1 protein-coding gene is annotated in these 15,279 nt (G+C 77.7%); it reads left to right on the top strand.

Annotation, left to right across the window (positions count from 1 at the left end; translation table 11 throughout):
• The first annotated feature begins 29 nt into the window (after positions 1-29).
• Positions 30-15,248: an amino acid adenylation domain-containing protein gene (locus J0910_RS21020; protein WP_420160264.1), complete on the top strand. Its 15,219-nt coding sequence runs from the start codon at positions 30-32 to the stop codon at positions 15,246-15,248.
• Positions 15,249-15,279: the final 31 nt, after the last annotated feature.

Here is a 15,279-nt window from a genome sequence, read left to right as displayed (position 1 = left end):
GCCACTCTCCCGACCCGGAGCCACCGAAGATGACCGACACCCCTCACCCCCGGTTCGACCTCACCGGAGCCCAGAGCGGGGTCTGGTACGCCCAGCAGGTCGACCCCTCCGGAGCCGTCTACAACGTCGGCCAGTACGTCGACCTCGCCGGCGGTCTGGACGCCGGACTCTTCCAGGAGGCGCTGGCCGCGGTGGTCGCCGAGACCGACGCGCTGCGCACCCGCATCGTCGACGACGGCGGGGTGCCCCGGCAGGAGGTGCTCCCGCCCGGCGCGGCGGGCGGCGGGCGGCCCGCGGACGCGGTCGACCTGCGCGGCGAGGCCGACCCGGAGGCGGCCGCGCTGGAGCTGATGCTGGCCGACATGGACACCCCGGTGGACCTGGCCGGCGGGCCGCTGCACCGGTTCGCGCTGATCCGCACCGCCGACCGGCGGTACCTGTGGTACCAGCGCTACCACCACATCCTCGCCGACGCCTACGCGATCAGCGTGATCACCCGGCGGGCGGCCGAGGTCTACACCGCCCTCGCCGAGGGCGCCGACCCCGGCCGCCGGTTCGGCGCGCTCGCCGACGTCGTCGCCGAGGAGGAGGCCTACGAGGCCTCCGAGCGGCGGGAGGAGGACGGCGGCCACTGGGCCCGGGCCCTGGCCGACCGCCCCGAACCGGCCCTGCTCTCGGACGCACCGCCCGCGACCCCCCGGCGGGCGGTGCGGCCGGGGGCCCGGCTGGACGCGGCGGCCCTGTCCGCCCTGGAGGAGCTGGCCGGGCGGGCCGGCGCCAACTGGGCGGAGGCGCTGATCGCCCTGTTCGGCTGCTACGTGCACCGCCGGACCGGCGCCCCCGAGGCGGTGCTCGGCGTGCCCGCGATGGGCCGGCTCGGCTCGGCGGCGCTGCGCACCCCCGCCATGGTGGTGAACGTGCTGCCGCTGCGGATCGCCGCCGCCCCCGGCGACACCGTCGCCGAGGTGGTCCGGCGCACCCGGGACGCGCTGCGCGGGCTCCGCGCGCACCAGCGCTACCGGGCCGAGGACATCCGCCGCGACCTCAGCCTCGTCGGCCGGGCCACCGGCCTGTACGGGCCGATGGTCAACATCAAGGCCTTCGACTACGACGTCCGCTTCGGGGAGGTCCGCGGGGACACCCGGACCCTCTCCGAGGGGCCGGTCGACGACGTCTCGCTGTCGGTCGCCGCCGACACCGGCGCCGGCGGCCTGCACCTCGTGCTCAACGCCAACCCGGAGCGCTACACCGAGCGGGAGGCCGCCGAGCGCCTCGCCGAATTCGTCCGGATGACCGAAGGACTGCTCTCCCGCCCGGACGCGGAGCCGGGTGCCGGGGAGGGCCGGGCGGACGCCGCGGCCTCCGCCCGGGTCGCCTCGCTCGACCTGGTCGGCGCCGCCGAGCGCACCCTGCTCACCGCGCCCCCCGAACCCCGCCCGGTGCCCGAGGCCTCCGTCGCCGACCAGGTCGCCGCGGCGGCCCGGCGCGCCCCCGGCGCCCCCGCACTGCGCACCTCCGCGGGCCGGCTGGACTACGCCGGCCTGGCCCGCCGCGCCGACGCGGTCGCCGCCCGGCTGGCCGCCGCCGGCGCGGGCCGCGAGACGGTCGTCGCGGTCGCCCTGCCGCGCGGCGCCGACCTGGTCGCCGCGCTGCTCGCGGCGGGCCGCCTGGGCAGCACCTACCTCCCGATCGACCCGGACTTCCCGGCGGACCGGATCGCCTACATGCTGGCCGACTCCGGCGCCCGGCTCCTGGTCACCACCCCCGAACTGGACAAGGAGCTGCCCGAGGGGCCGGAGCGGGTGCTGCTCGGCCCCGCCGGTCCGGAACAGGGCGCCCCTGCGCCCGGCGGAGCGGACCGGGCGGCCGGGGCCCCCGGCGCCGGGGCGGCCCGCCGGCACACCGCCGCCTACGTCCTCTACACCTCCGGCTCCACCGGGCGCCCCAAGGGCGTGGTGGTCCCGGAGCGGGCCCTGCTCAACTTCCTGATGGACATGGCGGAGCGGTTCCCGCTCGGCGCGGAGGACCGCTGGCTCGCGGTGACCACCGTCGGCTTCGACATCTCCGCCCTGGAGCTCTACCTGCCGCTGATGCACGGCGCCGAACTGGTGCTGGCCGACCGGGACACCGTGCGCGACCCGGCCGCCCTCGCCGACCTGGCCGAGCGGGCCGGGGCCACGGTCATGCAGGCCACCCCGACGCTCTGGCGGGCCCTGGCCGACGAGCGCCCGGCGGTGCTCGACCGGCTCCGGGTCCTCGTCGGCGGCGAAGCGCTCCCCGCCGACCTGGCCGAGCGCCTCGCCGCCCGAGCCCCCTCGGTCACCAACCTGTACGGGCCGACCGAGACCACCATCTGGTCCACCGCCTCCCGGGTGCGCGCCGGCGAGCCGGTGGACATCGGCGCCCCGATCGCCAACACCGGGGCCTACGTCCTCGACTCCGCCCTGCGCCCGGTCCCCGCCGGGGTCCCCGGCGACCTGTACATCTCCGGCGAAGGGCTGGCGCGCGGCTACGCCGGCCGCCCGGCCCTCTCCGCGGAGCGCTTCGTGGCCTGCCCGTTCGGCGGGCCCGGGGAGCGGATGTACCGCACCGGCGACGTGGTCCGCCGCCGCGCCGACGGGGCGCTGGAGTACCTGGGCCGCGGCGACCACCAGGTCAAGGTGCGCGGCTTCCGGATCGAACCCGGCGAGGTCGAGGCCCGGCTCAACCGGCTGCCCGGCGTCGGGCAGGCCGTGGTCACCGCCCGCGAGGACGTGCCCGGCCAGGCCTACCTCGCCGGCTACGTGGTGTTCGAGGACGGCGCCGACCCCGACCCGGCCCGGCTCCGCGCGGCGCTCGCCGAGTCGCTGCCCGACTACATGGTCCCCTCGGTCTTCGTCCGACTGGACGCGTTCCCGCTGACCGAGAACCGCAAGATCGACCGGAAATCGCTGCCCGCCCCCGGCCCCTCCGCCGGAGGGGACCGCCCCGCCCCGGCCGCCGCGCCGCGCACCCCCCTGGAAGAGCGCCTCTGCGCCGTCCTCGGCGAAGTGCTCGGCACCGCCCCGATCGGGGTGCACGAGGACTTCTTCGCGCTCGGCGGCCACTCGCTGCTCGCCACCCGCGCCGCCAACCGGATCCGCGCCGAGCTCGGCCTGCACGCCCGGGTCCGCGACCTGTTCGACGCCCCCGAGCCGGCCCGCCTCGCCGCCCTGCTCCAGGAGCGCTCCGGCGGCGACGACCGCCCACCGCTCACCGCCCACCCCGGCCCCGACGACGACGCCCCGCTCTCCTACGCCCAGGAGCGCATCTGGTTCCACGAGGAGCTGCACGGCCCCGGCCCGGCCTACAACGTCCCGCTCGCCTTCCGGCTGCGCGGCCCCGTCGACGACGCCGCCCTCGCCCTGGCGCTGCGCGATGTGGTCGCCCGGCACGACGTGCTGCGGACCGTCCACGCCGACGACGGCGACGGGCCCCGGCCGCGCGTGCTGCCCATGGAGCGGGTCCCCGGACCGCTCCGCACCGAGGACGCCGGCACCGACCCGGCCCGGCTCGACCGGGCCGTCGCCGAGGTGCTGCACACCCCCTTCGACGTGCGCACCGACGTCCCGGTGCGGGCCGCGCTGATCCGCACCGCACCCGACGACGCGGTGCTGGCGCTCTGCTTCCACCACATCGCCACCGACGAGTGGTCGGAGACGCCGTTCGTCCGCGACCTGGACGCCGCCTACACCGCCCGCACCGCCGGCGAGGAGCCCCGCTGGGAGCGGCCCGCCGTCCGCTACACCGACTTCGCCCGCTGGCAGCGGGCCTGGCTCGGCGAGGCCGGCGACCCGGAGTCGCCGATGGGGCGCGGGCTCGCCTACTGGCGGCGCGCGCTGGACGGGCTGCCCGCCGAGACCGCCCTGCCCGCCGACCGGCCGCGGCCCGCCGTCGCCGACGGCGCCGGCGCGACCGTCCGCTTCGACCTGGACGCCGACACCGCCGCCGCACTGCGCCGCGCCGCCGCCGCGCACGGCACCACCGTCTTCATGGTGCTCCAGGCCGCAGTGGCGGTGCTGCTGCACCGGATGGGCGCCGGCGACGACATCCCCGTCGGCACCCCGGTCACCAACCGGGACGACAGCGCGGTGCACGACGCGGTCGGCATGTTCCTGAACATGCTCACCCTGCGCACCGACCTGTCCGGGGCGCCCACCGGCCGGGAGCTGCTGGCGCGGATCCGCGAGGCCGACATCGAGGCGTTCGCGCACGCCGGCGTCCCGTTCGAGGCGGTGGTGCGGGAGACCGACCCGTCCCGCTCCGCCGCACGCCACCCGCTCTTCCAGGTCATGCTGACCTACCAGCGCGAACCCGACCACCCCGGGCTGCTCGGCGCCGACTCCTCGGTGCACCCGATCGACATCGCCACCTCCAAGCTCGACCTGGAGTTCACCTTCGCCGAGTTCCCCGGCAGCGGAGGGCTGGCCGCGAATCTGCGCTACGCCACCGCCCGCTTCGACCGGTCCACCGCGGAGAGCCTGGTGGAGCGGTTCCGCCAGGTGCTGATCGCCCTGCTGGTCGCGCCGGACGTCCCGGTCGGCGAACACGAGGTGCTCACCGACGCCGAGCGCAGCGCCCTGCTGCGCGGAGCCGAGGCCACCGCCCGCCCGGTCCCCGCCCCGGGACTGGCCCGCCGCATCGCCCGCACCGCCGCCGAGCACCCGGACCGCACCGCCGTGCGGACCGGGACCGAGCGGGTCGGCTACGCCGAGCTGGCCCGCCGCGCCGACGCGGTCGCCGCCCGGCTGGCCGCCGCCGGCGCGGGCCGCGAGACGGTCGTCGCGGTCGCTCTGCCGCGCGGCGCCGACCTGGTCGCCGCGCTGCTCGCGGTGGGCCGCACCGGCGCCGCCTACCTGCCGATCGACCCGGACTTCCCGGCGGACCGGATCGCCTACATGCTGGCCGACTCCGGCGCCCGGTTCCTGGTCACCACCCCCGGACTGGACAAGGAACTGCCGCCCGGCCCGGCCCGGCTGCTGCTCGGCCCGGACGCCCCCGGCGGCGCGGCCGACCGGGCGCCCGGCGCCACCCTCTCCTTCCTGGACCCGCACCCCGACTCGGCCGCCTACGTGCTCTACACCTCCGGCTCCACCGGGCGCCCCAAGGGCGTGGTGGTGCCGCACCGCGCACTGCTCAACTTCCTGCTGGACATGGCGGAGCGGTTCCCGCTCGGCGCGGAGGACCGCTGGCTCGCGGTGACCACCGTCGGCTTCGACATCTCCGCGCTGGAGCTGTACCTGCCGCTGATGCAGGGGGCGGAGCTGGTGCTGGCCGACCGGGACACCGTGCGCGACCCGGCCGCCCTCGCCGACCTGGCCGAGGAGAGCGGGGCCACGGTCATGCAGGCCACCCCAACGCTCTGGCGGGCCCTGGCCGAGGACCGGCCGGAGGCCCTGGACGGCCTGCGTGCCCTGGTCGGAGGCGAGGCGCTCCCGCGCGACCTGGCCGAGCGGATGGCGGCGCGCACCGCGCACACCGCCAACTTGTACGGGCCGACCGAGACCACCATCTGGTCCACGGTGTCCCGGGTGCGCGCCGGCGAGCCGGTGGACATCGGCGCCCCGATCGCCAACACCGGGGTGTACGTGCTGGACGCAACGCTGCGCCCGGTGCCCACCGGGGTCCCCGGCGACCTGTACATCTCGGGCGAGGGGCTGGCGCGCGGCTACGCCGGCCGCCCGGACCTCTCCGCGGAGCGCTTCGTGGCCTGCCCGTTCGGTACGCCGGGGGAGCGGATGTACCGCACCGGCGACGTGGTGCGGTGGCGCGCCGACGGGGCGCTGGAGTACCTGGGCCGCGGCGACCACCAGGTCAAGGTGCGCGGCTTCCGGATCGAGCTCGGCGAGGTCGAGGAGGCGCTGTCCCGGGCCGAGGGGGTCGGCCAGGCCGTGGTCACCGCCCGCGAGGACGTGCCCGGCCAGGCCTACCTGGTCGGCTACCTGGTCCCCGAACGGGACGGCGCGGACCCCGACCCGGCCCGGCTCCGCGCGGAGCTGGCCGAGTCGCTGCCGGACTACATGGTCCCCTCGGTCTTCGTCGCTTTGGACGCGTTCCCGCTGACCGAGAACCGCAAGATCGACCGGAACTCCCTCCCGTCGCCCACCACCACCCTCAACGGCCAGGAGGGCGCCCGGCTGCTGCTCGCCCCCGCCGCGAGCGGCACCGGGACCGGCGCGGCCGCGGGCGCCGCGGGGGGTGAGCCCCGGGACGACACCGAGCGGGAGATGTGCGCGATCGCCGCCGAGGTCCTCGGCCTGCCCTCGCTCGGCGTGCACGACGACTTCTTCAGCAGCGGCGGGCACTCGCTGGCCGCCGCGCGCGCGGTCAACCGGATGCGCGCCCGCCTCGGCCTGGACGTCGGCGTCCGCGACCTGTTCGAGGCGCCCACCGTCGCCGGGCTCGCGGCCCGCACCTCCGCGCGCTCCGCCGCCCACGGCGGGGACCGGCCCGCCGCCGCCCGCCCCGCCCTGGCCCGCCGCACCGACCCGGACGCCCCGGCCCCGCTCTCCGCCGAGCAGCGCCGGCTGTGGCTGCTGGACGGGATGAACCCGGGATCCGACGCCTACAACGTCCCGTGGTCGCTGCGGATCTCCGGCCCCCTGGACCGCGCGGCCCTGGCCGCCGCCGCCCGCGACGTGCTGCTCCGGCACGAGGTGCTGCGCACCCGGTTCCCGCTGCCCGAGGGCGCCGGCGAACCGGTCCAGCAGGTGGTCCCGGCGGACGCCCTCCCCACCGGCCTGCTCCGCGTCGAGGAGCCGCGCACCGGAGCCCCGCAGGACACGGCGGACGGCCGGGTCGAGGCGGCCGCGCGGGCCCCGTTCGACCTCGGCTCCGACCTGCCGGTCCGGTTCACCCTCTTCCCGGAGGGCGAGGACGAGCACCTGCTGCTGGTCGTCTTCCACCACATCGCGGTGGACGAATGGTCCCAGGCGCCCTTCCTGCGCGACCTGGACGCCGCCTACCGCGCCCGCCTGGACGGGCGGGCCCCGGAGTGGGCCCCGGTCCCGGTCCAGTACGCCGACTACGCCGCCTGGCAGGCCGAACTGCTCGGCGACGGGGACGACCCGCGCAGCACGGCCGCCCGGCAGCGGGCGTTCTGGGCCGAGGCGCTGGCCGGCCTCCCCGAGGAGACGGCGCTCCCCGCCGACCGGCCCCGGCCGGCCGGCGGGATGCCGGCCGACGGCGGCGTGGTCGGGTTCCGGGTGCCGCCCGCGCTCCGCCGGGCCGCCGAGGAGCTGGCCGAGTCCACCGGCACCACCCGCTTCATGGTGCTGCGCACCGCCGTCGCGGTGCTGCTGCACCGGATGGGCGCCGGCGACGACGTCGCCCTGGGCGCGCCCGCCGCCAACCGGACCGACGAGGCCCTGCACGACCTGGTCGGCATGTTCCTCAACACGCTGGTGCTCCGCACCGACCTATCCGGTGGCCCCGGCTTCGCCGAGCTGCTGGGCCGGGTGCGCACCGCCGACCTCGCCGCGCACGACAACGCCGACCTGCCGTTCGAGGACGCGGTGGACGCCGCGGCCCCGGGCCGGGCCGCCGGCCGCAACCCGCTGTTCCAGGTGATGGTGGCGCAGCAGATCCGCCCCGCCGATACCGGGGACCTGTTCGGGCTGCGTACCCGCCTGGACGACCGGGTCATCGACAGCGCCAAGTTCGACCTGGAGTTCGCCTTCATCGAGCGCCCCGGCGAGGACGGCCTGGACGGCGTGATCCGCTACGCCGCGGCCCTGTTCGACCCGGAGACCGTGCGGGCGCTGGCCGAGCGGTTCACCCTGCTGCTCACCGCCCTCTTGGCCGACCCGGCGCGCCCCGTGGGCGCCGCCGACGTGCTGCTGCCGGCCGAGCGCCGCGCCCTGGACGCCGAGCGGGGGTCCGTCGCGCACGCCGTCCCGCCGCGGACGCTGCCCGAGCTGCTGGCCGCGGCCCCCGGCGCCGGGGAGGCGGGGCCCGCCCTGCTCTCCGGGGACGAGGCGCCCACCCGCGCGGATTTCGATGGGCGGGTGGCGCGGTTGGCGCGTGAGCTGGTGGCGCGGGGTGCGGGTCCGGAGTCGGTGGTGGCGGTGGCGCTGCCGCGTTCGGTGGAGCTGGTGGTGGCTCTGCATGCGGTGGTGCAGGCGGGTGCGGCGTATCTGCCGCTCGACACCGACCTGCCCGCAGACCGGCTGGCCTACATGCTCCGCACCGCGGCGCCGCTGCTGGTGCTCTCCGACACCGGGACGGCGCGGTCGCTGCCGGACGCGGACGTCCCGGAGACCGTGCTGCTGGACGACCCCCGCGTCCAGGGCCGTCTGGAGGTCCGCTCCGCAGGGCCGCTGTCCGATGCGGATCGGGGCGGGCGGCTGCTGCCGGAGCACCCGGCGTATGTCATTTTCACGTCGGGGTCGACGGGGCGTCCGAAGGGGGTGGCGGTGCCGCACGGGGCGATCGTGAACCGGTTGGCGTGGATGCAGGACGCCTACGGCCTGACCCCCGCCGACCGCGTCCTGCAGAAGACGCCGGCGTCGTTCGACGTGTCGGTGTGGGAGTTCTTCTGGCCGTTCGCGGTCGGTGCGGCCCTGGTCGTCGCCGAGCCGGGGGCGCACCGCGACCCCGCCCGCCTGGCCGCCCTGATCCGGGAGCACCAGGTCACCACCTGCCACTTCGTGCCGTCCATGCTCCGCGCCTTCCTGGACGCCCCCGAGGCGGCCGGCCTGCGGTCGCTGTGCCGGGTGTTCGCCTCCGGTGAGGCGCTGGGGGCCGACGCGGCGGAGCGGTTCGCCGAGGTGCTGCCGGGGGTGGGGCTGCACAACCTGTACGGCCCGACCGAGGCCGCGGTGGACGTGACCTGGTTCGACGCCATTCAGCCGACCACCGGCGGGCCGTCCGGCGCCGCCGCGCGGACCGCCCCGCACGCGGAGGCGGCGCAGGGGGGTTCCACCGGTGCGGCCGGGGACGGCCGCGACCCCGGGCGCACCGCTCCGGAGGAGCGGGGCCGACGGGGGAGCGCGCTTCCCGGTGCCGCGGTGCAGGCCGCCCCGGCCACCGGTGCGGCGCAGGGCGGCACCGCCGGTCCGGGGGCGCGAGGCCCGGAGGGCGCCGGCCCGGACGTGGCGGACACCGCCCGGTCGGCAGCCGGGGGCGGGACGGACCGGACGGCCTCCTTCGGCTCCGGGGCCTCGGTGCCGATCGGGCTGCCGGTGTGGAACACCCGGGTGCACGTGCTGGACGAGGCGCTGCGGCCGGTCCCGACCGGGGTCCCCGGTGAGCTCTACCTGGCCGGGGCGCAGCTGGCGCGAGGCTATGTCGGCCGCCCGGACCTGTCCGCGGACCGGTTCGTGGCCTGCCCGTTCGGCGGGCCGGGCGAGCGGATGTACCGCACCGGAGACCTGGTGCGCCGCCGGCCCGGCCGGGACGGGCTGCCCGGGCCGATCGAGTTCCTCGGCCGCACCGACTTCCAGGTCAAGATCCGCGGCCAGCGGATCGAGCTCGGCGAGATCGAGGCGGCGCTGCGCGCCCTGCCCGGCGTCGCCGACGCGGCCGCCGCGACGCACCCGGGCCCGTCGGGGGACCCCGGGCTGGTCGGCTACGTGGTGCCCGCCCCGGGCACCGCCGAATGGGACGCGGCCGGACTGGCGGAGCTGCGCGCGGCCCTGAACGGCACCCTGCCCGCGCCGATGCTGCCCGACGTCCTCGTCGCGCTGCCCGAACCGCCGCTCACCCCGAGCGGCAAGCTCGACCGCAATTCCCTCCCGGCGCCCACCACCGCCCTCAACGGGGCTCCTACGGCCGATCCGTCCGCAGGAGGGAGGGGCGGCCGGGAGCCCGAGGGCGATCTGGAGCGGGCCGTCGCCGAGGCGTTCACCGACGCCGTCGGCATCCCGTTCACCCGCGCCGCCGACGACTTCTTCGCCCTCGGCGGCAACTCCCTGGCCGCCGCACGCGCCGCCAACCTGCTGCGCGCCCGGACCGGCGCCGATGCGGGGGTCGCCGACGTGTTCGAGGCGTCCACTCCGGAGGCGCTGGCGGCGCGCATCGAGGCCCGCGGCGCCCGCCGCCCCGCGCTGCGCCCCGGCGCCGCCCGGGACTGGGACGGGCCGCTCCCGCTCACCGGCGGCCAGCGCGGCATGTGGGCCGCCTCCCGGTTGCACGGCGCCGAGGCCGTCTACAACGTGCCGTGGGTGCTGCGCTGCCGCGGACGGGTGGACGCCGGTGCGCTGCGCGCGGCGCTGCGCGACGTGGTCGGGCTGCACGAGGTACTGCGCACCGCCTTCCCCGAGCAGCAGGGCCCCGAGCAGCAGGGCCCCGAGCGGCAGGGATCGGAGCGGCGGGCGGCCGGCGGGCCGGGCGAGCCCTTCCAGCGGGTGCTCCCCGCGGACCAGGCCCCCGACCCGCTGGAGGAGGTCGACGCCCGGGGACGCGATGCCGAGGCGCTGCTCGCCGCGGCCGCCGCCCGCCCGTTCGACCTCGCCGCCGAACCGGGCTTCCGCACCGTCCTGCTGCGCACCGGCGAGGACGCCTGCATCCTGCTCTTCCTCTTCCACCACATCGTCATCGACGAGTGGTCCCAGGAGCCGTTCCTGTGGGACCTCCAGGCCGCCTACCGGGCCCGCCTGGACGGGCACGCCCCCGGCTGGGGCGCCCCGCGGGTCCAGTACGCCGACTTCGCGCTCTGGCAGCGCGAACTGCTCGGCGAGGAGGACGACCCGCGCAGTACGGCCGCCCGGCAGCGGGCGTTCTGGACCGAGGCGCTGGCCGGCCTGCCCGCCGAGATCCCGCTGCCCGCCGACCGGCCCCGGCCGGCGCTGCGGGACGGCGCCGGCGGCACGGCCCGGGCCGAGCTGCCCGCCGAACTCATGCGGGCCGCCGCCGAGCTGGGACGGCGCCGCGGTGCCAGCACCTTCATGGTGCTCCAGGCCGCGGTGGCGGTGCTGCTGCACCGGATGGGCGCCGGCGACGACGTGCCGCTCGGCGCCCCGGCGACCGGCCGCACCGACGAGGCGCTGCACGACGCGGTCGGCATGTTCCTCACCACCCTGGTGCTCCGCACCGACCTGTCCGGCCGCCCCGGCTTCGCCGAGCTGCTGGGCCGGGTGCGCCGCACCGACCTGGACGCCTTCGGCAGCGCCGACCTGCCGTTCGACCGGGTGGTCGACGCGGTCGACCCGGAGCGCGCCCCCGGCCGCAACCCGCTGTTCCAGGTGATGGTCTCGCACCAGATCCGGCCGGAGCGGACCGGCCGCATCCTCGGCCTGGAGACCGAGATCGACGACGGCGCCATGCGCACCGCCCGCTTCGACCTGGAGTTCGAGTTCGTCGAGACGCCGGGGGAGGACCCGGCCTCGGTCTCGGTCCGCTACGCCGCCGACATGTTCGATCCCGGCACCGCCGGGGAGCTGGCGGAGCGGCTGGTCCGGCTGCTCACCGAGGCCGTCGCCCACCCGGAGCGCCCGGTCGGCGAGCTCGACCCGCTCTCCGCGGCCGAGCGGGACGCGGTGCTGCACCGGGTCAACGCCACCGGCCGCGAGGTCGGGCCGGAGACCCTGCCCGAGCTGCTGCGCGGCGGTGCCGCCGGCGGCACCGCGCCCGCGGTCGTCTTCCAGGGCACCGCGGTCTCCCGCGCGGATTTCGATGGGCGGGTGGCGCGGTTGGCGCGTGAGCTGGTGGCGCGGGGTGCGGGTCCGGAGTCGGTGGTGGCGGTGGCGCTGCCGCGTTCGGTGGAGCTGGTGGTGGCTCTGCATGCGGTGGTGCAGGCGGGTGCGGCGTATCTGCCGCTCGACACCGACCTGCCCGCAGACCGGCTGGCCGGCATGATCGCCGACGCCGACCCGCTCTGCGCGGTCTGCGACGAGGAGAGCGCGCGGCTGCTGCCGGAGGCCCCCGGGCTGGAGCTGATCGCCCCGGACGCGGGCGAGGCCGCCGGGCGCTCCGCTGAGCCGCTGTCCGATGCGGATCGGGGCGGGCGGCTGCTGCCGGAGCACCCGGCCTATGTCATTTTCACGTCGGGGTCGACGGGGCGTCCGAAGGGGGTGGCGGTGCCGCACGGGGCGATCGTGAACCGGTTGGCGTGGATGCAGGGCGCTTACCCGATGACCTGCGAGGACCGGGTGCTGCAGAAGACGCCGGCGTCGTTCGACGTGTCGGTGTGGGAGTTCTTCTGGCCGTTCGCGGTCGGTGCGGCCCTGGTCGTCGCCGAGCCGGGGGCGCACCGCGACCCCGCCCGCCTGGCGCGGCTCATCGCCGAGCAGGACGTGAGCACGGTGCACTTCGTGCCGTCCATGCTCCGCGCCTTCCTGGAGGACCCCGCGGTCGCGGCCGCCCCGGTCCCCCCGTCGCTGCGCCGGGTGTTCGCCTCCGGTGAGGCGCTGGGCGCCGACGCGGCGGAGCGGTTCGCCGAGGTGCTGCCGGGGGTGGGGCTGCACAATCTGTACGGCCCGACCGAGGCCGCGGTGGACGTGACCTGGTTCGACGCCTTCCGGTCGGCCGCCGACGGGCCGTCCGCCATCGTGGCGCAGGGCGCCGCTGTCGGCGCGGTCGGAGACGTCCGCGACTCGGAGGACTCGGAGAGCACCGGTCCGAGTGCGGCCGCCGCCCCTCGGCCCACCGCCGCCGGAGAGTCGGTCTCGCCGACCGAGGAGGAGGCGCACGGTGATGCCGCCGGTGCGTCCGGGAAGACCCTTGGCCTGCGAAGCGCGGTCCCGGGGGTGACAGGCGCCGCCCGGCCGGTCCTTGCCGCTGGTGCGGTCGGCAGGGCGGGCGAGGGCGCCTTCGGTGTGGAGGACGCCGCTCCGGAAGCGGCGCGTGTAGGCGCCTCCGCCCGGCCGGAGGCCTCCGGCGGCGGAGTGGGGGAGGCCCTCTCCCCCTCTTCTCCCCCCTCCTCCGGTGCCGGCGGTTCGGTGCCGATCGGGCTGCCGGTGTGGAACACCCGGGTCTACGTGCTGGACGAGGCGCTGCGGCCGGTCCCGCCGGGCGTCCCCGGTGAGCTCTACCTGGCCGGCTCCCAGCTGGCGCGCGGGTACGCCGGCCGCCCCGACCTGTCCGCGGACCGGTTCGTGGCCTGTCCGTTCGGCGGTCCCGGCGAGCGGATGTACCGCACCGGCGACCTGGTCCGGTGGGGCAAGGCCGGACCGGACGGCCTGCCCGGACCGATCGAGTTCCTCGGCCGCACCGACTTCCAGGTCAAGATCCGCGGCCTGCGGATCGAGCTCGGCGAGATCGAGGACGCCCTGGGCCGGCTGCCCGGGGTGGGCGGCGCCGTCGCCGCCGTGCACAGCGGAGCCTCCGGCTCCCCGCGGATCACCGGCTACGCGGTGCCGCGCGCCGGGTCCGCCCCCGACCCCGGTGAGCTGCGCCGGGCCCTGGCCGAGCGGCTGCCGGACTACATGGTCCCCGCCGAGATCCTCGTCCTCCCGGAGCTCCCGCTCACCCCCAACGGCAAGCTGGACCGCCGAGGACTCCCCGCGCCCGCCGGGCCCGCCGCCGGGGAGCACCCGGGCCGGGCCGCCGAAGGCCCGGTGGAGGAGCTGCTCTGCGGCCTCTTCACCGAGGTCCTGGGGGCGGGGCCGGTCTCCGCCGACGACGGGTTCTTCGCCCTGGGCGGCGACAGCATCCAGGCGATCCGCCTGGTCGGCCGGGCGCGTGCCGCGGGCCTGGAGCTGACCCCCGCCGACGTGTTCACCGAGCAGACCCCGGCCGGCCTGGCCTCGGTGGCCTCCGAGGTCTCCGGCGCGCCGGCCGAAGTGGACGCGGAGGACACCGGTACGGTGCCGTTCACCCCGGTCATGCACTGGATGCTGGAGCGCGGCGGCCTGTTCGCCCGGTTCAGCCAGTCCATGGTGCTGCACACCCCCGCCGGTGCGGACGCCGCGCGCCTGGGGCGCACCCTGCAGGCGGTGCTGGACGCGCACCCGATGCTCCGCTCCCGCCTGGTCATCCCGGAGGGCGGCGCGGCGGGCGCGCCCGCCGCGGACGGCCCGAGGCTGGTCACCGCCGAACCCGGGGCGGTCCGCGCCGCGGACGTGCTGAGCAGGCGGGACGCGCGCGGACTGGACGGCGACGCGCTGGCCCGCGCCGCCGCCGGGGCCGCCGAGTCGGCCCAGGGGGAACTCGACCCCGAGGGCGGGGCGATGGTCCGGGCCGTCTGGCTGGACCGGGGCGCCGACCCGGGGCGGCTCCTGCTCACCGTGCACCACCTGGTCGTCGACGGGGTGTCCTGGCACATCCTCCGCGCCGACCTGGCGGCCGCGTGGAAGGGGACCGAAGGCGGCGGGGAGGCCGTACTGCCCGCGGCGCCGGCCACCTTCGAGCGGTGGGCGCGCGTCCAGGCCGCCCGGGACCGCTCCGCCGAGCTGCCGCACTGGCTGGAGGCCGTCGCCCCCGTCCCGGCCTGCGAACCCGCCCCCGACCCGGCCCGCGACACCGCGGCGACGCTGCGCCGCACCACCGTCCGGCTCGCCCCGGAGACCACCGGCGCACTGCTCGGCCGGGTGCCCGCCCTGTTCAACGCGGCCGTGGACGACGTGCTGCTGAGCGCGCTCGCGCTGGCCTTCGCCGAGTGGAGGGCCGGGCGCGGCGCCGACCCCGGCGCCCCGCTCCTGGTCGACATGGAGCGGCACGGCCGCGACCAGGACGATGCCCCCGGCGCGGACCCGACGGGCACCGTCGGCTGGTTCACCGCCGTGCACCCGGTGCGGCTGGACACCGCCGGGCTCGACCCGGCCCAGGCCCGCGCCGGCGGGGGAGACGCCGGCGACGCCCTCAAGCGGACCAAGGAGCGGCTGCGCGAGGTCCCCGGCGGCGGCACCGGCCACGGTCTGCTCCGCTACCCGTCGGCCGGCCGGGCGGGCGACCCCGGGCTCGCCGCCGGCGCCGCCCCGGTGCTGCTCTTCAACAACCTCGGCCGGATCACCGCCGCGGCGGAGGGCGAGGAGTGGGGGGCCGCCCCGGAGACCGGCTCGCTGCCGCCCGGCGTCGACCCGCAGGCCCCGGTGGCCTACCCGTTCGAGGTGGTCGCCGCCGTCCACGACGGCCCCGGCGGGCCGGTGCTCACCGCGACCTGGGCCTGGCCCGGGCGGCTCTTCACCGAAGCGGAGGCGGGCGCCCTCGCCCAGGGCTGGCTGGACCAGCTCGCCGGCGCGGTCGCGCACGCCGACGACCCCGACGCCGGCGGCCACACCCCCTCCGACCTGACCTTCGGCGGGCTCGCGCAGGCCGAGATCGACGAATTCGAGGCGGAATGGGACCTCTGACCGGAGAGGGCGCCCCGGCGCCCCGCCCCCC

The sequence above is a fragment of the Nocardiopsis oceanisediminis genome (genome assembly GCF_048595525.1).
GTDB classification, from domain to species: domain Bacteria; phylum Actinomycetota; class Actinomycetes; order Streptosporangiales; family Streptosporangiaceae; genus Nocardiopsis_A; species Nocardiopsis_A oceanisediminis.
This window is presented reverse-complemented; position numbering and strand designations above follow the sequence as displayed.